We start from the raw sequence: 22,906 nt of genomic DNA on the forward strand, positions 1-22,906 counted from the left end.
CCTTTGTAGAAAAAATAAAGGTATGTTGCACTGGAAAAAATTAGATCAAAAAGAACGCAAAGAGCGCATTCAAAAAGCATTAGAAGAAAATGTAAATTTCTCTAAAGACATTTCTTTGGGTTATCCAGCATCAAAACTAGACGGAAAAGTTTTTTATGACGATGCGCCTTTTTTGAAAGAAGCTCCCACTCTGCAAACCTATGTAGCCAATCCCAATCATATTGGTTGCCATACCTTGGGCATCTCCGAAAAAGCATTCAAAGGAACCCAACAAATAGAGCGTGAAGTTCTAGATGTAATTGCGGTCGATATTTTCAAAGCCATTCCCAATTCCTACGATGGCTATATTTCTCCAGGTGGAACAGAGGCGAATATTCAGGCCATTTGGATGTATCGTAATTATTTTATGAACCAAAAAGGAGCGCAACTAAACGAAATTGCCATCGTTGCTTCTGAAGATACGCACTACTCCATTGCCAAAGGCTCCAATGTTTTAATGCTCGACTGGATTAAAGTTCCTGTTTCTTTTCATCAAAGAGAAATCGATGCAAATGCTTTGGAACAATTGCTAATCGATGCCAAAAATAAGGGCAAAAAATACTTTATTACTGTTTCGAATATGGGAACCACTATGTTTGGTTCTGTAGATAATCCAGAAGTGTATTGTGCGCTTTACGAAAAACACCATTTAGAATACAAACTCCATATTGATGGGGCTTACGGTGGATTTGTCTATCCATTCAGCAATCCTCAATCGACCCTTAATTTTAGTAATCCAAAAATTAGCTCTATCACCATCGATGCGCACAAAATGCTGCAATCGCCTTATGGTACAGGAATTTTTATTTGCCGAAAAGGATTGATAGAAAATGTCTTGACTAAAGAAGCCGAGTATGTAGAAGGTATGGATTTAACGCTTTGCGGAAGTCGCTCGGGTTCTAATGCCGTTGCGGTTTGGATGATTCTATTTGCTTATGGTCCTCACGGCTGGTTCGAAAAAGTAAGCGTGCTGCAAATGCGTACACAATTTTTATGCAATGAATTGGACCAACTCAACATTCCGTATTTCCGTGAACCTTTTATGAACATCGTAACGCTCGAAGCGAAAAACATTGATCATTCCTTAGCTGAAAGATTTGATTTGGTACCCCAACAACACAACGCCGAAAACAAATGGTACAAAATAGTGCTTATGGACCATGTAGAAGTCGAACATTTGACTACTTTTATAGCCCAATTAAAAGCAACTATGCATGTTGAAAAAGGAATTACGGCTTAAATACAAAGCACTCAGAAAAGCACTTAGTGAAAATGACATAGAATCGATGAGCTTGGAAATCGCCAACCAAGCTTTATCACTTCCTATTTGGGACAAAACCTATTTTCATATTTTTTTACCTATTGAACCTCAAAAGGAAATCAACACCGAATATCTTTTACACATTTTAGCTGGAAAAGACAAAGAAATCATTCTGTCAAAAAGCGATTTCGAGACCCGAAAAATGACGCATTTTTTATTGACAGAAAACACCAAAATCGTTAAAAACGACTATCAAATTCCAGAACCCGTTTCAGGCATTGAAGTCCCATCAAAACAAATAGAAGTGGTGTTTGTACCTTTATTGGCCTATGACAAATTGGGCAACCGAGTAGGCTATGGCAAAGGGTTTTATGACCAATTTCTCTCCGAATGTTCTCCCGAAACTTTAAAAATTGGACTATCCTTCTTTGATCCCGAAGAACAAATAAACGATGTTTTTGAGAATGATATTCAATTGGATTATTGTGTAAGTCCGAGCACCATTTTTAAATTTATCTTAACATAAAATAAGATACTTTTGCACCCGAAGTGAAAACCGAGATATGAGAACAAACAAACAAAAACTGCTTTTGGCAGCCAAAATACTTTTAGCTGTACTACTACTTGTGGTGGGCGGTTTTATTTTCTTTAGAGACTCCCTTTTAAACCAAGCGTTAGATAAAGTTTCGACCAAAATGACACAACAATACAACAGTAATTTTACCGTAAAAAAAGCCTCTTTTGATGGATTAAACGGTATTGATTTGTACGATGTAGTGCTGGCTCCAAAAAATGCAGATACCCTTTTGAATATCAAAAAATTAAAAACCAGCATAAGCTTTTGGAATCTTTTTATTGGTAACATTCAATTGCAATCTTTGGAACTACAAGAAGGATACATTCAATTGGTAAAAAAAGGAAAGGTCAAAAATTTTGATGCTTTTTTGAAAAAAGATGAAGAACTCAATCTAGAAAACTCCGATAGCAAAACCGATTATGCCGCAACAGCTTACCGAATGATTTCGAGATTGCTCAACTTGGTTCCAACAGATATGAGCATCGAAAAATTAGCCTTCAAGATTGACGATAATGGCAAAAAAGCAATCATCGATATCGAAAAACTTACCTTAGACAATCAAGAGCTCAACTCCTTAATCACGGTAGAAACGGGTACTTTCAAGCAACATCTGAGTATGAAAGGCTTGGCCGACCCAAGAAACAGAAAAGCCGATATTCGCATTTTCAATAAAGATACTGGCGCCATTCGTTTGCCTTATGTAGACGAGCGCTACAATCTCAAATCGAGTTTTGATTCGATTCATTTGAATGTTGACAACATCGAAAAAACGATGGGCGAATTCCATTTAGATGGTTTTGCTACCATAACCAATTTACACGTAAATCATCCCAAAATTGCCAATAAAGATGTAGTAATCAAAAAAGCGCGTTTTGACTACCGTTTTCTTCTGGGTTCTGATTTTATTTCTATTGACAAAAGCTCAACTTTGCAACTCAATAAAATAAAATTGAATCCGTATATGGCTTACGAAACCGAATCGGATACCATCTATAAATTGCAAGTAAGCATCCCAAAAATGAAGGCGCAAGATTTCATCGTTTCGCTTCCTGATGGTTTATTCACCAACTTTCAAGGGATGGAAGCCCAAGGAAATTTTGAATACAACTTGGATTTCAAATTCAATAAAAACAAACCGTATCAACTGGTTTTTGACAGCAAATTAAATAAAGAAAACCTCCGAATTACCAAATACGGCAAAGCCAATTTAACGAAACTCAATGGCGAATTTGTGTACCGAGCTATCATCAAAAACGTATTGCAACGCCCAATTCAAGTAGGAACAGAAAATCCAGATTACACCCCTTTGGACCAAATTTCGCCCTATTTACAAAAATGTGTGCTCACTACCGAGGACCCTTCCTTCTTTCACCACAGAGGTTTCATCAACGAAGCCTTCAAACAATCGATTATCAAAAACATTCGAACCAAAAAATTCGCTCGTGGTGCGAGTACCATCAGTATGCAATTGGTCAAAAATGTATTCTTGACCCGCGAAAAAACCTTGTCTAGAAAATTAGAAGAAATTTTATTGGTTTACATCCTCGAAAACAACCGAGTGGTAAGCAAAGAGCGAATGCTCGAAGTATATTTCAATATTATCGAATGGGGACCTGACGTGTATGGTATTGGCGAGGCAAGCCGTTTTTATTTCCAAAAAACACCTGCCGAATTAGACTTGAACGAATGTTTGTACTTGGCTAGAATCATCCCAAGTCCTCGCAAATTTATGTACCAATTCAATGACGAAGGTAACCTGAAAGACTATGCCGCAAAACAGCAATTGTACCTAACTAATTTAATGAACAGACGAGGCCTACTTGCGCCAGAGGATTCCATTTACAAATCGAAACCTTTCTTCATTACCGGTCAAGCCAAATCCTTCATCAAACTGCGAGTGCCAGACAGTACACAAATTCCGGTTGATTCCTTGGCCACAGAACTGCCGTTTGAATTTTAAATAATTAGGAGCAGAAAAAATAGGCTTTCTCAGGAAACAACGGTCCCGCTTTCCGTTGCAATCTTATGCCCCGAACCACGGGCCATAAGGATTTCCACTGCAATCGGGGCTAAAGAGTGAAAACTTGTTTTCTAAGAAACATTAAAACCATAAAAAAGCTGTAATCATTAACAACGATTACAGCTTTTTTTTATTCAAATTTCCCCCAGCTGGTACAAGCAAAAATAAGTTCAACCGCTAGCGCGATGCCTCAGGCTCGTGCCCATAAAGCTGAGCAGAAAAACAAACTATAAGCTTGAAAAAGTTGTGCTTTTTGTTTTTTTTAATAGACAAAATAAATTGATTACGTTTGTGGGTACGAGCGAGACGCTCGCACTAGCGCGGGCGGGTTATAATAAATTTCAAAATGGTGAATTTAAATACAACGTAGGTAATAAATAATTCTTTAAAGTTATAAATTATGCTAAAGACAAAAATGTTATTATTCTCATTCATCATATTTATGATTGGGTGTCAAAAAAATCAAACTACAAAAAATAATGAGAATACAAATATTATAAACATTAAACCAGGAGGAGTACCCGTTATTGCTAAAACAAAAGCAGAATTTAAAAAATCGAGTTACTTCAAAGAAGATCGAGTTAAAGATGATAAATATTATGTGATGCAAAATGGAAATGAGGTGTCATATAACGAATTATTACTATATTATGACTATAATATATCTAAAAGACACGAACTCTTACCCTATACGTTATTTATGATTGAGAAACACAAAAAATATAATTATTGTACAAATGCTTTTGAAAATTTATATGAATTTTATACGGATCAGGATATTCATTATTGTGATGGTACAGACGCAAGTTATATTCAATATTTCAAAAAGATTAATACTTTAGAACCGAGAGTAAGAAACTATTGTCTTTCTTTTATTGAATTAGGAAGTAAAAATGAGGACACTCTCAGTTTAAAATTTTTAGAAATATTTTATAGATATGGTTTTGGTTTCAATAAGGATACTCAAAAAGCTGATAGTTTAAAATTGGCTTATCAAAAGAAATCTGAAATTGATTTTAATAAATATAGAAAAAAATAACTTAAGCTAAATAGGGCACCGCTCCCCTAAGTGTTCTTATGAAAAGCTGCGCAAATTTCTCTGACTTTGCGCATTTTTTTTAATGTCTTACTAAACTCTAAATCTCTTAAAAGTTCCAGCAGATACAAGTAGAGATAAGCAGAAAAGCGAATTATAACAATCGAGGCTATAGGTTAAAAAAACCTTTTTCTAGGAAATATTAAAAGCATAAAAAAAACTGTAATCATAACAACGATTACAGCTTTTTTTATTGAATCTCTAGTTCTTTCTTAAGGCGCTGGGTCTGGAATTTTTGCCTGAACGCCATCTATCGCTTGCAGTAGTTCTTCGCTTAAAGTTACGTTAATCGTATCGATGTTTTCTTTCAGTTGTTCCATTGTTGTGGCGCCAATAATCGTGCTGGTTACAAAAGGTTGTTGCTCAATAAAAGCTAAGGCCAATTGCGTTAGCGTCAATCCGTTTTGCTGTGCAATTTCGTTGTACAAACGCGTAGCCGCAGCCGATTGTTCGCTATTGTATCTTGAAAATTGAGGAAACAAATTGATTCTTGCGTTAGGATGTGATTCGCCCGTTAAAAATTTACCCGATAACACCCCAAACGCCATTGGCGAATAGGCCAAAAGTCCCACGTTTTCTCTGATTCCAATCTCTGCTGAACCATTTTCGTACAAGCGATTCAACAACGAATAAGGATTTTGAACCGTTTTGATTCTTGGCAAATTATGGTATTTACTTTCTTCCAAAAAGCGCATAATTCCCCACGGCGTTTCATTCGACAATCCGATATGTTTTATTTTTCCTTGTTGGATAAAACCGTTTAATGTTTCTAAAACTGCGTGAATGTTGTCTTCCCAAGCATCGTCTTGTACTTTAAAACCGCGTTGTCCAAAAAAATTGGTTTTACGTTCTGGCCAATGCAACTGGTACAAATCAATATAATCTGTTTGTAAACGAAGTAAACTTTGGTCTAAAGCATATTGAATACTCGCTGGAGAAAAATCATTCTTTTCTCGCATATAGGTAAAGTTAGGGTTGGGTCCCGCAATTTTTGAAGCCAAGACTACTTTGTCTCTATTGCCTGTTTTTTGGAACCAAGTTCCTAAAATACGTTCGGTGCTGCCGTAGGTTTCTTGACGCGCTGGTACTGAGTACATCTCAGCGGTATCAAAAAAATTAACGCCTTGTTCTAAAGCATAATCCATTTGAGCGTGTCCTTCGGCTTCTGTATTTTGCTGACCAAAAGTCATGGTGCCTAAACAAATTTTACTGACTTGAATATCAGTATTAGGTAAAGTGGTGTATTTCATTTAATGTAAATATTGATATTGTGAAACCAAAAATTAGGAAAACAAAGGTAAAAATTAGTTGTCCTACAAAAGTTGGACATTCGTTAATTTTAACACAAAAGGCTCACCATAAAACGGAGAGCCTTTTGCACTTTTTCTTTAAGACAAGCTTTTTTCTAAAACTCGTTTAACATTTTTGAGATTTCGTCTAAACGTGGCGTCAGAATGATTTCGATTCGGCGGTTTTTTGCTTTTCCTTCAGGGGTGGCGTTGCTTAGTAACGGAGCATATTCACTACGACCAGCTGCTGTTAGGTTTTGCTTGTTTACTTTTTTGTTTTCGCTCAAAATAGCTACTATAGCTGTGGCTCTTTTGGTAGACAAATCCCAGTTATCCGCTATTGGACCTGTGCCTTTGAAACCGTCATCGTCTGTATGTCCTTCGATTAGAACAGCAATATCAGGATTATCTCCCAATACTTTGGCTACTTCTACCACTGCTTTTTTCCCTTCGGAACCTACAGCCCAACTACCGGAATTGAACAATAATTTGTTTTCCATAGAAACGTAGACTTTTCCGTTTTTTTGCTCAACGGTCAAACCTTTTCCTTCAAAACCATTCAACGCTTTGGAGAGCGTATCTTTTAATTTTTTCATAGCGGCTTCTTTGGCTGCAATCAAATCCTCGAGTTCTTGCAAACGCTGAGCATTTTTGCTTAAACGTTCTTTCTCGAGAGCTAAGGCTTTACTTTTCGCATCAAGTTCAGCAAGAAGTTCATGATTTTTTTTCAAGTTGGTTTGCAAAGCTTCTCCACTGTTTTTCTCTAGTGCAGCATACGAATCTTGGAGTACTTTGTACTTGTTTTGTGCAGCGGCATAATCTGCTTTTAGCTTCTCTAAATCGGATTTGGTTTTGTTTAACTCAGATGTTAATCCTTCTTTTTCGGATTCTAATTGTGTTTTTGCTTTTTGTAATTCGCCATTTTCATTGGTTAAATCGGCGTGTTCTTTTTGAAGATTGGCTAATTTATTTTCTAGCTCGTTGTAGATTTTTTTGGACACGCAGGAACTGGCTAAAAGCAGCAGTGTCAGTCCAAGGAAGGTTTTTTTGATCATGGGGTTGAATTTAAACTATTTTACTTTTGTGTACGATGTTTGTTTTCTGACCTCTGCCCTAGCCCTGATGGGAACGGCATCCTTGCTTGGCGGGGTTCGCCAAGCAAGATATAGTGGACAGCAGGATTAGCTCCTAAAAATTATTCGATTTCTACCAAAATGGGGCAATGATCGGAGTGCATAGCATCTGGTAGAATAACGGCTCTTTTGAGTTTATGTTGTAGAGAGTCGCTCACCAAGTTGTAATCGATACGCCAGCCTTTGTTATTGCCACGGGCTCCTGCTCTGTAACTCCACCACGAATACTGATGGGGCTCTTGATTGAAATGACGGAAACTGTCAATAAAACCTGAGTTGATGAATTGGTCTAACCAAGCGCGCTCCTCTGGAAGGAAGCCCGAAACATTTTTGTTGCGAATGGGATCGTGAATATCGATTGGTTTATGACAAATGTTGTAATCCCCGCAAATAATGAGGTTAGGAATATCTTTTTTTAGTTCAGATATGTATTGATGAAAATCATCCATGTACTTGAATTTGTGGTCTAATCTGTCAATGTTGGTGCCAGAAGGCAAGTACAAACTCATCACGGAGCAATCATCAAAATCAACTCTCAGGTTACGCCCTTCAAAGTCCATATGTTCGATTCCTGTGCCATAAGTCACCGCATTGGGTTTTATTTTGGACAAAATGGCTACTCCAGAATAGCCCTTTTTGGTAGCCGAGAAATAGTATTGATAGGGATACCCTGCTTTTTCGATATCGGCTACGGGTATTTGATCCTCAGTGGCTTTTATTTCTTGAAGGCAAATAACATCGGGATTGGCTTGTTGTAGCCATTCTAAGAACCCTTTGGTGATGGCAGCGCGAATTCCGTTAACATTGTAAGAGATGATTTTCATGGTGTGTACTGCGTTAAAAGTTGATGAACTATTGAAGCAAAACATAGGTTTTGACAATAATACAATATAAAAACAAAACCAATATCTTGATTTTTTGAAGAATCCAAAAGTACTAAAAAAGTCGAAGTTTGTTTGACAAAAGCCAAATAAATTGGGCTTTTTTTCTATCTTTGCAGCTTGCTCAAAAACATAAAAATAAATGGGTTTAGTCACCGCAAAAGAAGTTGCAAAGGCAATAAAAACGGATAAATACGGAGTTTTTGGCACTTTCTCGGGATGGTTACTGATGAAAGTTTTGAAAATCTCTACGTTAAACAAAATCTACGACAGGAATAAACACTTGAGTGATGTTGTATTCTTAAATGCTATATTAGATGAATTTCAAATTAAATTTGAAATTCCAAAAGAAGATTTCAAACGGTTACCAAAGGACAGTGCCTATATTACAATTTCTAATCATCCCCTTGGTGGCATTGATGGTATCTTATTATTGAAATTAATGCTCGAAAAAGAGCCTAATTTTAAAATTATTGCCAATTTCTTATTGCACCGCATTGACCCCATGAAACCTTACATCATGCCGGTTAATCCTTTTGAAAACCATAAAGATGCCAAATCAAGCGTAGTAGGAATAAAAGAAACGTTGCGTCACTTGAAAGACGGAAAACCACTGGGAATGTTTCCTGCCGGTGAAGTTTCTACTTATAAAGACGGCAAATTAATGGTAGACAAGCCATGGGAAGAAGGTGCATTGAAGGTAATTCGCAAAGCACAAGTACCTGTGGTTCCTATATACTTTCATGCCAAAAACAGTAAATTATTTTACTTTTTATCCAAAATAAACGACACCTTACGAACAGCCAAACTACCTTCGGAATTGTTAACTCAGAAGAAAAGAGTCATCAAAGTTCGAATAGGTAAACCGATATCTGTGGCAGAGCAAAATGAGTACGAATCTATTGAAGAATACTCGGAGTTTTTAAGAAAGAAAACATACATGCTTGCCAATCCGTTTGAAAAAGACAATAATTTCTTAAATACCAATCCGCTTAAAGGGAATAAAAGCCCTAAGAAAATTGTGACTCCTGCCAATAGCGAAAAAATGATTCGTGAGGTAGAAAGCCTAAGAAAATTAGATTGTAGACTACTGCAAAGTAAAAACTATGAAGTGTTTTTTGCACAGGCAAAAGATATTCCAAATATTCTACATGAAATAGGGCGATTAAGAGAGATCACTTTTAGAGAGGTAGGAGAAGGAACCAACGAGTCTATCGATTTAGATAAATACGATCAATATTATCGCCATCTCTTTTTGTGGGATGATGAGACGAAAAAAATTGCTGGTGCATATCGTATGGGATTAGGTTGTGAAATTTACCCCAAATACGGTATGGATGGTTTTTATTTGAATGGATTGTTCCGTTTTGAACCCGAATTGCACGAAATGCTACATAAGTCAATCGAAATGGGGCGCGCTTTTATCATCAAAGAATACCAACAAAAACCCATGCCTCTGTTCTTGTTATGGCGCGGAATTATTCATACGACGTTGCATTATCCAGAGCACAAATACTTACTTGGTGGGGTAAGTATAAGCAATCAGTTTTCGGACTTTTCAAAATCGTTAATGATTGAGTTCATGAAATCCCACTATTATGATCCTTACATTGCACAATATGTGCATCCAAAAAAAGAATACAAAGTAAAACTAAAGGATGTTGATAAGGATTTTGTTTTTAATGAAACCGATGCCGACTTGAATAAATTTGATAAAATCATTGATGAATTAGAACCAGGCGTATTGCGTCTTCCTGTATTAATCAAAAAATATATCAAACAAAACGCCAGACTGGTTGCTTTTAACGTTGATCCGCTTTTTAACAACGCCATAGATGGTTTGATTTACATTCGTATCGAAGACATACCAGAAAGTACCATGAAACCAGTCATGGAAGAATACCAAGCCGAATTGGAACGAAAAATGAACGATAAAGAAGAATAATTAAAAAAGACACTGAGAGTGTCTTTTTTTTTGCTTTATAAATGTACTACAACAATAATCCCCTGGATTTAGCTACTTTTACTAGCTCTTCATCTGAAGCATCTTTAAGCTTTAGTAACACTTTCAGATCTCCTATTCTTCGTTGAATAGCACTAGAAGAAATCGGCACATATTGAGGAATATCGGCTACTTTGGTTCCTTTTGATAATTGAAACAAAATCTTCTTATCAAACTGATCTATTTCGATGGTGACATGTTCTAATTGACTAATCATTTCGAGTATAGATTGACTATAATATTTTTCATTTTTAATGACTTTATCAAATGCAAATAATAATTCCTCAAAAGTCAAATCATTTTTTATTACCAATCCAATTGGGTTAATAGTTTTTATGATGGTTTTAATCTGTAATATTTCATTATACATAGTTAGCAAAATAATTTTGCAATTTGGCATGGATTCCATCAACAATTTGGCCAAATCTTCTCCCGAAAAAATCCCTTTTTCTTCGTAAACTGGCATACTAATATCTAGAAAAGCAATATCAAAAGGGTGAGTTTCTGGATTCGTAATCATATTATATCCTGATTGACAATCCTTGGCTTGGTCAATCAAAAACTCATATTCGGCGGGACGATACCGAGTTATGGCATTTTTGTAACCCTGAATAATAAACGGATGATCATCTACAATAAAAATGTGTTTGGTAGTAAGTAAATTGGGGGCTTGGGTCATTGAATTCATTGGTTAAGTTTACTTTTATATAGTTCAAATGGGGACTTCGACAGTAAGAGCGGTTCCTTCACCAGGTTTTGTTTTTATTTCTAATTTACCTTTACATTCTTTGGTTCTAAATTCTATGTTTTGGAGGCCAATTCCTTTTTTTACTCTTTTTAAATTAAATCCAACTCCATCATCTGTTATGAACAACTGAATTCGATCTGAATGATTTATTTTTTTAAAATCAATTGTAATCAAATACGGATTTGCATATTTATTACAATTTTGTAAAGCTTCTTGAACGATTCTATACAAGTTAATCTTTATTTCATTCGAAATACTAGCCCATTCTATATTTTTATCTAGTGTAAAATTGACTTTACTCTTGAAAGCTTTTCTTTGATTTTCGATAAGATTGGTCAGAATCACTACGAAGTTATTAATTAATTCGGTGTTTTCTCTATTTAAATCATGCGAAATCTCACGAATATCTTGTTCGATTTGCTTTAACTCAGCCAAATATTCCAATCTGCTTTTGATAGCATACTCATCCTGAGCAGTATTCATGGTATCAAGATTCATTCGAACACCAAACATTTTTCCCAAAACTCCATCATGCAATTCTCTAGCTACTCTTTTCTTTTCTTTGGCTCTATTATCTTCAATCGTTTTTTGCTGAGAAATCATCAAATTATAGATTTCAGCATTAGCAATTTGTTGTTGTTCTTTAAACATCAACAAACGATGCTTATTACGCTGGGATACAAAAACAAACGTAAAAACACTTATTAGCGTCAGAATACTAAAAACATAAAATAGATTTCGGTTTTGAACAACCAAGTCGGTGTTCTCACTTTTTATGACATCTGTTTCATACTCAATACGAGAAAATTTTTCTCCCATTTTTCGTTCTGCTTTTTGAAGACTGTCATTGATATGTATGTATTCTTTAGAATAAAGCGTTGCATTTTGAGGTTCAACCATCCCCATTTGCTTTAAAGCAACCAAAACGTTTCTAAAGTTTTTATCGTTGCGTGCAGAGGAAAGGGCTTCTCTTGCATATCGAACTGCCTGAATGCTATCATTATGATAACTATAATATTCTGAAAGGTGGATTTTATTGGCTACAATACCAGATGTTAGTTTCAAACTATCTCTTAATTTCAAAGATTTTAAGAACAACTCTGGAAGTTCTTTTTCTTCATTGAGTCTAAATCTTGAATAAGCTAAATTATCCAAAAGCATGGCATACAAAGATGGCTTATCGTATTTTAGATTTTTTTGTTTTAAGCCTTCTTGATAGTACTCTTGAGCTTTTCGATAGTTTTTTAGATTTTGATAAACATAACCAATATTATTCAAAGAAGTCGCTCGGGACTGATAAACTGAAGGAATTTTATCATCAGTAGCATTAGCTAAAGCTTTTGCATGATAATCAATAGATTTGTCATATTCTTCAAGCTCATTGTATATTATACCCAGTAAATTATTAGAATCATATACTATATCATTAGAATTCTCACCTTTAACTGCTCTTAAAGCTTTTATAACAGCTCTTTCACTACCTAAAAAATCACTTTCATTAAATTGAAGTAAAGCTTTATTTAAAAGAGTTCTTGCGAGATTTAAGTCATCATTAAAAAGAGAATACAACTTTTCAGCTTTATAATAATAAACATAAGCACTATCCGAGTTACCTTGAGAACTGTAAAAATCTCCAATATAAGAATATGACTTAGCAATAAATATTGTGTCCTTTTTTTCAAGTGATTTTTCTAAGACCTCTTTCGAAACATTTTTAAAACTTTGCCAATCATTAATATTAAAAAAACGATTTGCTACTTTGAATAAATTTGCCCTTGAAGAGGAATCGTTAGTTTGTCTTTGAACAATTTCTAAAGCTTTATTATTGTACTTTTTCTTGAACAATATTGTTAGATTATCATCGTTAGCCTTTTCTAAATAATAAGTAAGACTGTCATTTAAAGAATAATCTGTTGCAATAGTATTGCTTTCTTTATTTGAACATTTAGTTAAAAAAAGAAATAAAGCAAAAAAAAGTAAAGATTTGGTTTTCAATATATTTTATCAATTTTATCAAAAATAACAAAAGAAATAACAAAAAAAAAGGGGTGACCAAATTTCGGCACCCCTTTTACAATAATACTATAAATTAATCAACTTTTTTATTTCCTCCTGCTGATTGTGATCCATTTATATCAACTTTCTTATTTCCTCCTGCTGATTGCGAACCGTTTATATCAACTTTTTTATTTCCTCCTGCTGATTGTGAACCGTTTATATCTAATAAATTTATCTCTTTATCAATTGTAGTTTTTTGTTTTGGTGTAGTAAATGAAGTTAATCCCATTACTAATGTAAATAATCCGGTAGTTAAGATAGCTTTTTTCATAATTTGTGGCTTTATGTTTTTGAATAGATTTGACTTTTACTTCCGTTGTTGTTTCGGAATTCTTTTGTAAATCTAAGTAGGTACACCTATTTTTTCCTACACAAAAACACCTTTTTTGGTAGAATACAGCCATTCGTTAGCACGTACTAGTCAATATCAAGTAAACATATTGATTGTCAGATTTCTACATAATTTTCTTTTGAAAAATACGAAATAATTAAGTCAATATTTGGCTTATACAACTTAGAAAAAGGCAATTTTATATTGCTATTCTTAATGAAACACAAGGAGTTACCCATTTGAATTCTCGTGATGGAATTTCGGTTTACGATGTAACTTTTATGAATTCGAATAAATGGAAAAGTCAAAATAGATTCAAAATGTTTTAGCGTTTTAAATGCAGTTATCATTTCACCAGAATTTAGATGAATGTCTGTAGAATTATTATCCGCCTGAAAATAACAAATATCATTCGCGTTTATGTAGCGGTAATCCCCATAAGATTTGATGCAAATAGTTAATGGCTTGGTCAGCAATTGTTGTTGATTCTCCTCTTCAATCAAAGCTGTTTTTTGCACCTCAACCTTGAGTTCTTTTTTAGATAAATCGCCGCACACCTTTTTCCTTAACTTATGAATAGATCTAGAGATTTGTATTGTTTGTATTGGTTTGAGATAATAATCAAAAACACTATAATATATAGCTTCAAAAGCCCAATCTTTTTTGTCCGTGGTAATAATAACTTCTGGTAAAACTGTCAAAAAACGATGCATCTCACTTATAAATGCGAGAGATAAATTGCTTTTCTTATGAGAAGGCACAATTTCTAAAAAAACAAGATGAGGCTTTTTTTCTATTACTAAATTCAAGCCTTGCTCGAATGTAAAAGCCATACCTTGGAATTCTAGCTCCGAAAAAGCCTGAGCTACCGCCTTGGTATGTAAAGCACTTTCTTGCGAATCGTCAATAATAATATAAGTATAACTCATTCAACAACGCTTATATTCAGTTTAGAAATCGGTTGTCTATATTCTAAATCTTGATGGTGGTTACTGTAAAGTAAGTAAAAGTACTATTTTAAACAAAAAACACAATTTAGACCTTTAAAATTAATACAATCCTTTTTCTTTTATTTATTTTGTTAAAACAAACCCCTTAAATGTTGATAGAAACAAACAAATTACAAAAAAATCATATAAAACACACTTAAACAATGAGTTATCTATTAATATAGCATTGAAAAAATAATGAAAACACTATCATAATATTCAATTTACATTTTTTTCTTACATTTGAAATAAATAAAAAAAAACATTTTACACATATGAAAAAAATACTAGTATTGTTAGCATTAGGTTTCTCGATGACTGGAATTGCTCAAGAAAATGAAGCTATTTCATTTAAGAAAAACGAATTAAAAGGAAACGCTTTGTTTTTAGTTTTAGGTGCTGTAGAAGCAACATACGAACGCATTATAACTAATGATTCTGGATTAGGAATCTCATTGTTTTTTGTCAGTAATGAAGATGATTTTGATACCAATTTTATTTTATCGCCATATTATCGAGCTTATTTCGGAAAAAAACAAGCAGCTGGCTTTTTTGTTGAGGGATTTAGCTCTATCAGTACTGGTGTAGAGAATAAGATATATTATTCTGACTCTAACGGAAACGTTGATAATATTGATAAAGACAGATATACTGATTTGGCCTTAGGGTTTGGCATCGGATCTAAATGGATTCACAAAAGAGGATTTGTTTTCGAAATCAATGCTGGAATAGGTCGTAATTTATTTAGTGATAACAGCCCAGAAGTTATTGGTCGAGGTGGAATAACACTAGGTTATCGTTTTTAGCAAATAAAAAAAGCTTCTCAATTGAGAAGCTTTTTTTATCAATATGGAAATTAATTACATCTTCATCAACCAGTTTTTCATCGATACTTCATTTTCGATGATGGCTTTTAAATCTGCAATAGCTACACGGTCTTGTTTCATCGTATCTCTATGACGAATGGTCACCGTTTGGTCTTCTGCTGTTTGATGATCTACTGTGATACAGAAAGGTGTTCCTAAGGCATCTTGTCTTCTATAACGTCTTCCTACTGCATCTTTCTCATCGTAAGACACATTGAAATCCCAACGCAAATCTTCAATGATTTGCTTAGCAATTTCTGGTAAACCGTCTTTTTTCACTAAAGGTAAGATCGCCGCTTTAGTTGGTGCTAAAACCGCTGGTAATTTCAATACCGTTCTTGTTGAACCGTCTTCTAAGGTTTCTTCCTTTAAAGAAGTAGCAAAAACTGCCAAGAACATTCTGTCCAAACCAACTGAAGTTTCTACAACATACGGCACGTAATTTTGATTCAATTCGGCATCAAAATATTGTAATTTTCTACCTGAATATTCTTCGTGTGCTTTCAAATCGAAATCGGTTCTTGAGTGAATTCCTTCTAATTCTTTGAAACCAAATGGGAATTCAAATTCGATATCTGCAGCCGCATTAGCATAATGCGCTAATTTTTCGTGGTCATGAAAACGGTATCTTTCTGCTCCTAAACCAAGCGATAAATGCCATTTCAAACGAGTAGCTTTCCAGTGTTCGTACCATTGCATTTCTTCTCCAGGACGTACAAAAAATTGCATTTCCATTTGTTCAAATTCACGCATACGGAAAATAAATTGTCTCGCTACGATTTCGTTTCTGAAAGCTTTTCCGGTTTGAGCAATTCCAAAAGGAACTTTCATTCTACCTGATTTTTGAACATTCAAGAAATTCACAAAAATTCCTTGAGCTGTTTCTGGACGCAAATATAAATCCATTGCCGTATCAGCAGAAGCACCTAATTTAGTACCAAACATCAAGTTGAATTGACGTACTTCGGTCCAATTGCGTGAACCTGATTCTGGACAAGCAATTTCTAATTCTTCGATTAAGGCTTTTACATCTTCTAAATCACCATTACCCAAAGAGCGTCCCATTCTTTCTAGAATTTCTCTTTCTTTGGCTAAATATTCTACTACTCTTGGATTGGTCGTAATGAATTCTTGCTCATTAAAAGCTTCTCCAAAACGAACTTTTGCTTTTTCGATTTCTTTTTTAGCCTTAATATTTAGTTTTTCGGCATAATCTTCAATCAAAACATCAGCACGATATCTTCTTTTAGAGTCTTTGTTGTCAATCAATGGGTCATTAAAAGCATCTACGTGGCCTGAAGCCTTCCAAGTGGTTGGATGCATCAAAATGGCAGCATCGAGACCTACAATGTTCTCGTTCATTTGTACCATCGATTTCCACCAATATTCGCGTATGTTCTTTTTTAATTCTACACCGTTTTGTGCATAATCATAAACTGCACTCAAACCATCGTATATTTCGCTTGACGGAAAAATAAATCCGTACTCTTTTGCGTGCGAAACTACATTCTTAAATAAATCTTCTTGTTTTGCCATAGTGATGCAAAAATATAAAAAGTGGATTTAAAAAAAACAAAAAAGCAAAAGTTTGAAGCATTGATTTGCTTATTTTTATCAATAAATATTGGATTAGATGCTCAAAAACCTTGTAAATTTATTTTTCCCTCCTGTTTGTTCAGGATGTCACTCTTTTTTAATGACAAATGAAACAGTAATTTGTACTAAGTGCAGGCACGATTTGCCACAAACAAATCATCATATCCATACAGAGAATGAAGCTTTCAAGAAATTTTATGGCAGGATTCCTGTAATTCATGCTTCAGCTTTTTTATATTTTCATAAAAAAGGGATGGTGCAAGAATTGATTCATAATTTAAAATACCGTGGCCATCAAGAAATTGGGACACAATTGGGATATTGGTATGCTGAAGATTTAAAAAATAATCCGGCTCTAAAAAATGTAGACACAATTATACCAGTTCCAATTCATAAAAAAAGATGGAGAAAAAGAGGTTACAATCAAGTAGACACTTTTGCAGAAGCTTTATCAAATGAACTAAATATTCCCATTGCTAAAGAAATTTTGATTAGAACCATAGATTCGAAAACCCAATCCAAGAAAAATCTTTTGGGAAGAACCGAAGGAATAAATCATGTTTTCGATGTTCGTTTTTCAGAGAAAGAACATAACAAACATTTTTTATTATTAGACGATGTTTTAACTACTGGCACCACGCTAGAATCCTGTTCCAGAGCGCTTTTGGAAATACCTGGAGCTCAAATTAGCATTGTTTGTATGGCTATGGCACATTCCTAAAATTATATTTTTGATGAAATTAAAATCTAAAAATGAGCATATTATATTTATACTAGTAAAAAATAAGGATTTCAAAACAAAATAGGAATTATAACAAAAATGTTTTTTAAAGTATAAAGTTAATTGTATAAATTTGGATAAATTTTTATCAATCTATAAATTACGATATCATGGCATTTGAATTACCGCAATTACCTTATGCATACGATGCATTAGAACCACATATTGATGCTAGAACAATGGAAATCCACCATTCTAAACATCATAATGCCTATACAACAAACCTGAATGCAGCTATTGCAGGAACGGATATGGAAGGCAAAACAATCGAAAATATTTTAATTAATTTAGACAAAACTAATGCCGCTGTTCGTAACAATGGTGGCGGGTATTACAATCACAATTTGTTCTGGACTGTAATGTCTCCAAATGGCGGTGGACTACCAACAGGCGAATTATTAGAAGCTATCGAAGCTTCTTTCGGTACGTTTGAAGAATTCAAAGCTAAGTTTGCTAAAGCTGGAGCAACACAATTTGGTTCTGGATGGGCTTGGTTATGTGTGCAAAAAGGGGGTAAATTAGACGTTTGTGGTACACCAAACCAAGACAATCCATTAATGCCAGGTGTTGGTTGTGGAGGAACTCCAATCTTAGGAATGGATGTTTGGGAACACGCTTACTACTTGCACTACCAAAACAGAAGACCAGACTATATTGAAGCTTTTTTCAATGTAATCAACTGGACGGAAGTAACTAGACGTTATGTTTTAGAAAAGTAAATATAATTTACTATAATAAAAAGGCTGTCTAAATTTAGGACAGCCTTTCTTGTTTTGAATCGATAGCTTAAAACCATCCTTTTTTGCCGACTTGGTATGTTTGATAAAACTCTTCGTCTGTTTTGGTCAAATAGATGATTCCTTCGATAAAACCGATTATACCTCCAATTCCACAAGTAACTACTCCAATTACTAATTGAACAATTCCTTCTTGAGTATAACCTAAAACAAATTTATGAATTCCAAGAGATCCAAAAAGTATTGCTAAAATTCCAGCAATAATTTTTTTGTTTTCTGGTTGTGCTTTAGGATAAGGGGTATTCCATGCTTCGTGTTTCGTTTCTTCCATGATGGTAAAATTTGGTTATTGATTTAGTTAGTTGTAAATCTATAAAAAAAGTTACATATTTTTCATAACCAAAAGATTATCATTTACCATAAAGCAACTTTATTTTGTCTACAATCACTTGAGCCAATCGCTCATGACTCTCGTAAGTCCAGCCTGCAATGTGTGGCGAAAGCAAAACTTTTGGACTTTTTAGTAAATAATCAAACGCTTCGGGAGTGTTTTTGTCTTGGAATAAAGTCTCAAAAGACAATTTCTCATACTCCAAAACATCTAAGCCCGCACCTAAAATTTTTCCAGATTCTAAAGCTTGAACCAAGTCAGCAGTAACTAAATTTTTTCCTCTAGAAGTGTTAATCAACCAAAAAGGGTTGGAAAACGATGCTATAAAATCAGCATTCACGATTTTATCCGTTTCAGGTGTCCATGGAATATGCAGACTTAGCACATCGGCTTTTTGTTGTAATTCTTCAAGTGTAACTTGTTTGGCGTTGGCATCGCCTACGTTTGGTAAAATATCGTGACAAATTACTTCGACATCAAAGCCTCGCAGTTTTTTGGCAAAAGCCTTTCCCATATTTCCGTAACCAATAATACCAACAGTTCTTCCGTCTAGTTCATAACCGCGATTACTTTCTCTATTCCATTGCCCTTTTCTAATTTCTGTATCGGCTTGGTTGAGTTTATTAAAAAGCGATAAAATCATTCCTAATGCGTGTTCGGCAACGGCATTTCGATTGCCTTCGGGAGCGGCTATGAGTGCAATGTTTCTGGCTATAGCGTAATCACAATCAATGCTTTCGAGACCAGCACCCACGCGGGCTATAAACTGTAAATTGGTTGCTTTGTCGATGAACGTTTTATCAATTTTAAATCGGCTACGAATCACGATGCCATGATAGTCTTTAATTTTATCTTCAATGGCTTCTTTAGAAGAAATAAAGTCGGCTTCGTTGTGAAAACCCGCTTCTTGTAATTGTTCCCACAACAAGGGATTGTTGCTGTCTATATGAAGGATTTTGATGTCCATAACTACTATTTTTTATCCTTCAAATTAACGAAAAAAATACGGTTTTTACTTTCTGGAAAGTAGTTCCTTTAAAAATGCTTAAATTAGCGATTAGTAAAAAGACACATTATAATCTATGAAATTGACGAAAACATTTAAAGCCTTCTTTGAAAGTGAAAAAGCTGGAGGATTATTACTTCTATTTGTAACGGTACTCTCTTTATTTCTTGCCAATTCGAGCATACAAACTGACTATATTGCCTTTTGGAAAACTCCTTTGGGACATCATACAATTACGGATTGGATCAACGACGGCTTGATGGCCATCTTTTTCTTGATGATTGGTTTGGAGTTAGAACGAGAAATGTATGATGGTGAGTTAGCCAATATCAAAAATGCTGCACTACCTATTTTTGGGGCATTGGGAGGAATGGTTGTTCCTGCTGGGATTTTTTTAGCGCTAAATTTTGGGACGATTACCCAAAACGGAGCGGGTATACCTATGGCTACTGATATTGCTTTTGCGATTGGAATTTTGTCTTTGTTAGGAAATAAGGTTCCTGCTTCACTAAAAATATTTTTAACGGCATTGGCCGTAATTGATGATTTGGGAGCCATTATCGTCATCGCTGTTTTTTATACCGATTCCATTGCCTTTCTAAATTTATTTTATTCTTTAGCGATTTGGGGTTTCCTTTTTATCTTGAATCGCCGAAAAGTGCACAACTTGATTCCTTACTTGTTAGGTGGAATAGGAATGTGGTATTTTATGTTGAATTCGGGAATTCATGCTACAATTACAGGCGTTATTTTGGCCTTTGTTATTCCGTTTGGGGATGGTGGACCACAAACTTCTTCCTACCGTTTACAACACTTTTTACACAATCCTGTTGCCTTTTTTATTCTGCCCTTATTCGCAATTGCCAATACTGGAATTCCAATCACGGGAGATTGGCACGAAGGATTATCGCATGAAAATTCTATCGGGATTATTGCTGGATTGGTCATTGGGAAACCTTTGGGCATTTGGTTGTTTTCGTTTTTGGCCGTTACTTTTGGCGTTTGTGCTTTACCGAAAGAACTGCGTTGGAAAGATATTGTTGGTGCAGGAATGTTAGGCGGAATAGGATTTACGATGTCCATTTTTATCACCTTATTAGCCTTTAAAAATGACGGAGAAGAAATCATCAATTATTCTAAAATTGCGATTCTAATTGCTTCGTTTTTGGCAGGAACCCTTGGTTTTATATGGCTAAAAATCAATTTGAAAGCAAAGAAAAATAAAAAGAAAAAAGCGGTTTAGGTATCTCAAAATAATTTATTTTTCCATTTCAATCTTAAATAAATCAATGATAATGACTAATAGAATATTCCTTTTAATTGTTGCTCTTCTGTTTTTAAGCTGTAAAAAATCTGAAGAATTTTCAGAAGATTTTAAAATACAAGCAGTCAAACTTCCAGCAAAAGTTGACCAAGTAAAATTTGTAAAACCAGAAGTAGCCAATGCTGAAGAAACAAGTTATGAGGCAAATGAGTCGGATATAAAGATTCCTGTAGAGCAAAAAATCATTAAAACAGGCTCCGTTCGTTTTGAAACCAATGACTTAGAAAAAACATACCAACAAATTTTTCTTGCGGCAAAAAAATACAAAAGCAACATACAAAATGATAGCGAAGGAAAAGAATATGGTTCGATTTATAAACGAATGACTGTTCGTGTTCCTAGCCAAAATTTTGATTTATTTTTAAATGAAATTTCTCAAGGAGTTACTTTTTTTGATACTAAAGAAGTTTCTGCAGAAGATGTGACAGAACAATACATTGATATTGAAGCTCGACTCATTGCCAAAAAAAGACTTGAAAACCGTTATCTTGAGTTATTAAAGAAGGCAACTAAAGTTATCGAAATCCTAGAAATAGAAAAACAACTTTCTGCTATTCGTGAAGAAATAGAATCGAAACAAGGACAATTGCTTTATTTGCAAAACCAGATTTCGATGAGTACAATTACCATTGAATTTTATAAAACTGTTGCTGAAAATGAAGGAGCTACCATTTCTTATGGTTCAAAAATTTGGAATGGAATTGTATCTGGTTTCAATTCCTTTTCTGATTTCTTGATTAATTTAATTAGCGTATGGCCTTTCCTTTTAGCAGTAGTAGTGGCTATATTTTGGATTAAAAAATGGTTAAAAAGAAGGGCGCAAAACAAAAAGAATTTGTAGTATTCATTTAATTTTACGCGTGAGGGATAGGAGCTAGCTACCGAAGTAGCGCGGATAGCCCGACAGCCTAAAGGAAAGGGGCCAACTCACGACTAGCATGAGTTGGCCCCTTTGCTTTAGGGTGGCACGCCCAAATAATTTATCCTTTGATTTGTTTTAAAGAAGTTTTGATGCCTCGAATGAGTGAGGAACTGAAACCGTGCATTTCCATTTCGTTGAGTCCTGCGATGGTACAGCCTTGTGGTGTAGTTACGCGGTCGATTAATTGTTCGGGATGGCCTTTTTCTTCTAGGAGCATTTCGGCGGCACCTTTTACGGTTTGTGCTGAAATGGCTAAAGCTGTTTGCCAATCGAATCCGATTTCGATACCCGCTTGCATAGACGCACGGATGTAACGCAAGGCAAAAGCCGTTCCACTGGCTGCTAAAACGGTGGCTGCATCCATCAATTTTTCATCGATAATTGGCGCTGTTCCTAAGTCTTGAAACAATTGTACTACGGGTTGAGCGGATTCTTTGTTTTTTTCATTGAATGCTATACAAGTCGCTGATGCTCCAAATTGAGCAGCGATATTGGGCATAATTCGGATGGCGCTGTGAGAAGCTCCTATTTTGTTTTGTAAATTTTCGATAGACAAACCACTAACAGCTGAAGCAATGGTTTTGTTCGTAATTACTGGAAGGATTTCGGTCAATACTGTATCTACTTGATAAGGTTTGATGGTTAAGATAATCAAATCGGCTTCCTGAATAGCTAAGGTATTGTCTGTAGCGACGGTGATTCCGAGTTCTTGTAAATATAAAATGCTAGCCGTGTTGCGTCGTGTGATGGTGATTTGATGTCCTTGTGAAAACTTGGCTAAACCTAAGGCAATAGAAACGCCAAGGTTTCCTCCTCCGATGATGTGTACTTTCATGGTTTGGTTCTTTGGTTGGTTTTT

21 protein-coding genes are annotated in these 22,906 nt (G+C 34.8%); 10 read left to right on the forward strand and 11 right to left on the reverse strand.

Going from position 1 to position 22,906, the window contains the following annotated elements; all coding sequences use genetic code 11:
* Window positions 1-22: 22 nt before the first annotated feature.
* The 4 genes from WFZ86_RS07065 to WFZ86_RS07080 all read left to right on the forward strand — a co-directional run bounded on the left by WFZ86_RS07065 (window position 23) and on the right by WFZ86_RS07080 (window position 4,936).
* Window positions 23-1,279, forward strand: coding sequence for a pyridoxal-dependent decarboxylase (locus WFZ86_RS07065; RefSeq protein ID WP_342691286.1), 1,257 nt, complete (start codon window positions 23-25; stop codon window positions 1,277-1,279).
* Window positions 1,254-1,826, forward strand: a complete 573-nt coding sequence (locus tag WFZ86_RS07070; protein WP_342691287.1) for a 5-formyltetrahydrofolate cyclo-ligase — start codon at window positions 1,254-1,256, stop codon at window positions 1,824-1,826. The genes WFZ86_RS07065 and WFZ86_RS07070 overlap by 26 nt, the downstream gene beginning before the upstream one ends.
* Before the next feature lie 37 nt (window positions 1,827-1,863).
* A complete protein-coding gene (locus WFZ86_RS07075) occupies window positions 1,864-3,837 on the forward strand; it encodes a transglycosylase domain-containing protein (protein ID WP_342691288.1) in 1,974 nt (657 codons plus the stop codon).
* A 460-nt stretch (window positions 3,838-4,297) separates the two neighbouring features.
* A complete protein-coding gene (locus WFZ86_RS07080) occupies window positions 4,298-4,936 on the forward strand; it encodes a hypothetical protein (protein WP_342691289.1) in 639 nt (212 codons plus the stop codon).
* 269 nt (window positions 4,937-5,205) lie between these two features.
* Here the strand turns inward: WFZ86_RS07080 and WFZ86_RS07085 are convergent, their stop codons facing one another.
* The 3 genes from WFZ86_RS07085 to WFZ86_RS07095 form a co-directional block, all read right to left on the reverse strand.
* Window positions 5,206-6,243: an NADP(H)-dependent aldo-keto reductase gene (locus WFZ86_RS07085; RefSeq protein WP_342691290.1), complete on the reverse strand. Its 1,038-nt coding sequence runs from the start codon at window positions 6,241-6,243 to the stop codon at window positions 5,206-5,208.
* A 155-nt stretch (window positions 6,244-6,398) separates the two neighbouring features.
* Complete coding sequence (locus WFZ86_RS07090; RefSeq protein WP_342691291.1) at window positions 6,399-7,337, reverse strand: OmpA/MotB family protein; 939 nt, start codon at window positions 7,335-7,337, stop codon at window positions 6,399-6,401.
* Window positions 7,338-7,477: 140 nt separating this feature from the next.
* Window positions 7,478-8,239 (reverse strand): exodeoxyribonuclease III, encoded by a 762-nt coding sequence (locus WFZ86_RS07095; RefSeq protein WP_342691292.1) that lies wholly within the window; start codon window positions 8,237-8,239, stop codon window positions 7,478-7,480.
* 199 nt (window positions 8,240-8,438) lie between these two features.
* Here WFZ86_RS07095 and WFZ86_RS07100 point away from each other — a divergent pair, with 199 nt between their 5' ends.
* A complete protein-coding gene (locus tag WFZ86_RS07100; RefSeq protein ID WP_342691293.1) occupies window positions 8,439-10,241 on the forward strand; it encodes a GNAT family N-acyltransferase in 1,803 nt (600 codons plus the stop codon).
* Window positions 10,242-10,287: 46 nt separating this feature from the next.
* Here WFZ86_RS07100 and WFZ86_RS07105 read toward each other — a convergent pair whose 3' ends face one another.
* From WFZ86_RS07105 to WFZ86_RS07120, 4 genes are all read right to left on the reverse strand, one after another.
* Complete coding sequence (locus tag WFZ86_RS07105) at window positions 10,288-10,986, reverse strand: response regulator (RefSeq protein ID WP_342691294.1); 699 nt, start codon at window positions 10,984-10,986, stop codon at window positions 10,288-10,290.
* A 24-nt stretch (window positions 10,987-11,010) separates the two neighbouring features.
* The gene (locus tag WFZ86_RS07110; RefSeq protein ID WP_342691295.1) at window positions 11,011-13,041 is read right to left on the reverse strand and encodes a tetratricopeptide repeat-containing sensor histidine kinase; all 2,031 of its coding nucleotides are present in this window, start codon (window positions 13,039-13,041) and stop codon (window positions 11,011-11,013) included.
* 94 nt (window positions 13,042-13,135) lie between these two features.
* The gene (locus tag WFZ86_RS07115) at window positions 13,136-13,375 is read right to left on the reverse strand and encodes a 3-oxoacyl-ACP reductase (RefSeq protein WP_342691296.1); all 240 of its coding nucleotides are present in this window, start codon (window positions 13,373-13,375) and stop codon (window positions 13,136-13,138) included.
* 176 nt (window positions 13,376-13,551) lie between these two features.
* On the reverse strand, window positions 13,552-14,364 hold the full coding sequence (locus WFZ86_RS07120; RefSeq protein WP_342691297.1) for a LytR/AlgR family response regulator transcription factor: 813 nt from the start codon (window positions 14,362-14,364) through the stop codon (window positions 13,552-13,554).
* A 335-nt stretch (window positions 14,365-14,699) separates the two neighbouring features.
* Between WFZ86_RS07120 and WFZ86_RS07125 the strand changes: the two genes are divergently transcribed.
* Complete coding sequence (locus tag WFZ86_RS07125) at window positions 14,700-15,230, forward strand: DUF3575 domain-containing protein (protein WP_342691298.1); 531 nt, start codon at window positions 14,700-14,702, stop codon at window positions 15,228-15,230.
* A 54-nt stretch (window positions 15,231-15,284) separates the two neighbouring features.
* Here WFZ86_RS07125 and WFZ86_RS07130 read toward each other — a convergent pair whose 3' ends face one another.
* On the reverse strand, window positions 15,285-16,826 hold the full coding sequence (locus WFZ86_RS07130) for a glycine--tRNA ligase (protein WP_159689264.1): 1,542 nt from the start codon (window positions 16,824-16,826) through the stop codon (window positions 15,285-15,287).
* Window positions 16,827-16,923: 97 nt separating this feature from the next.
* Here WFZ86_RS07130 and WFZ86_RS07135 point away from each other — a divergent pair, with 97 nt between their 5' ends.
* Both WFZ86_RS07135 and WFZ86_RS07140 read left to right on the forward strand, forming a co-directional pair.
* A complete protein-coding gene (locus WFZ86_RS07135; RefSeq protein WP_342691299.1) occupies window positions 16,924-17,607 on the forward strand; it encodes a ComF family protein in 684 nt (227 codons plus the stop codon).
* A gap of 170 nt (window positions 17,608-17,777) precedes the next feature.
* On the forward strand, window positions 17,778-18,386 hold the full coding sequence (locus WFZ86_RS07140; RefSeq protein ID WP_342691300.1) for a superoxide dismutase: 609 nt from the start codon (window positions 17,778-17,780) through the stop codon (window positions 18,384-18,386).
* Window positions 18,387-18,453: 67 nt separating this feature from the next.
* Here WFZ86_RS07140 and WFZ86_RS07145 read toward each other — a convergent pair whose 3' ends face one another.
* Both WFZ86_RS07145 and WFZ86_RS07150 read right to left on the reverse strand, forming a co-directional pair.
* Window positions 18,454-18,735 (reverse strand): TM2 domain-containing protein, encoded by a 282-nt coding sequence (locus tag WFZ86_RS07145; RefSeq protein ID WP_342691301.1) that lies wholly within the window; start codon window positions 18,733-18,735, stop codon window positions 18,454-18,456.
* A 79-nt stretch (window positions 18,736-18,814) separates the two neighbouring features.
* A complete protein-coding gene (locus WFZ86_RS07150) occupies window positions 18,815-19,762 on the reverse strand; it encodes a 2-hydroxyacid dehydrogenase (RefSeq protein ID WP_342691302.1) in 948 nt (315 codons plus the stop codon).
* Window positions 19,763-19,877: 115 nt separating this feature from the next.
* Between WFZ86_RS07150 and nhaA the strand changes: the two genes are divergently transcribed.
* Both nhaA and WFZ86_RS07160 read left to right on the forward strand, forming a co-directional pair.
* Window positions 19,878-21,044 (forward strand): Na+/H+ antiporter NhaA, encoded by a 1,167-nt coding sequence (nhaA, locus tag WFZ86_RS07155; protein WP_342691303.1) that lies wholly within the window; start codon window positions 19,878-19,880, stop codon window positions 21,042-21,044.
* A 52-nt stretch (window positions 21,045-21,096) separates the two neighbouring features.
* Window positions 21,097-21,966 (forward strand): DUF4349 domain-containing protein, encoded by an 870-nt coding sequence (locus WFZ86_RS07160; protein WP_342691304.1) that lies wholly within the window; start codon window positions 21,097-21,099, stop codon window positions 21,964-21,966.
* 139 nt (window positions 21,967-22,105) lie between these two features.
* On the opposite strand, the gene proC is transcribed toward WFZ86_RS07160, so the two are convergent.
* Entirely contained in the window at window positions 22,106-22,882 is a 777-nt protein-coding gene (gene proC / locus WFZ86_RS07165; protein WP_342691305.1) for a pyrroline-5-carboxylate reductase, read from the reverse strand.
* Window positions 22,883-22,906: the final 24 nt, after the last annotated feature.

This window comes from Flavobacterium polysaccharolyticum (genome assembly GCF_038739875.1).
GTDB lineage: Bacteria > Bacteroidota > Bacteroidia > Flavobacteriales > Flavobacteriaceae > Flavobacterium > Flavobacterium polysaccharolyticum.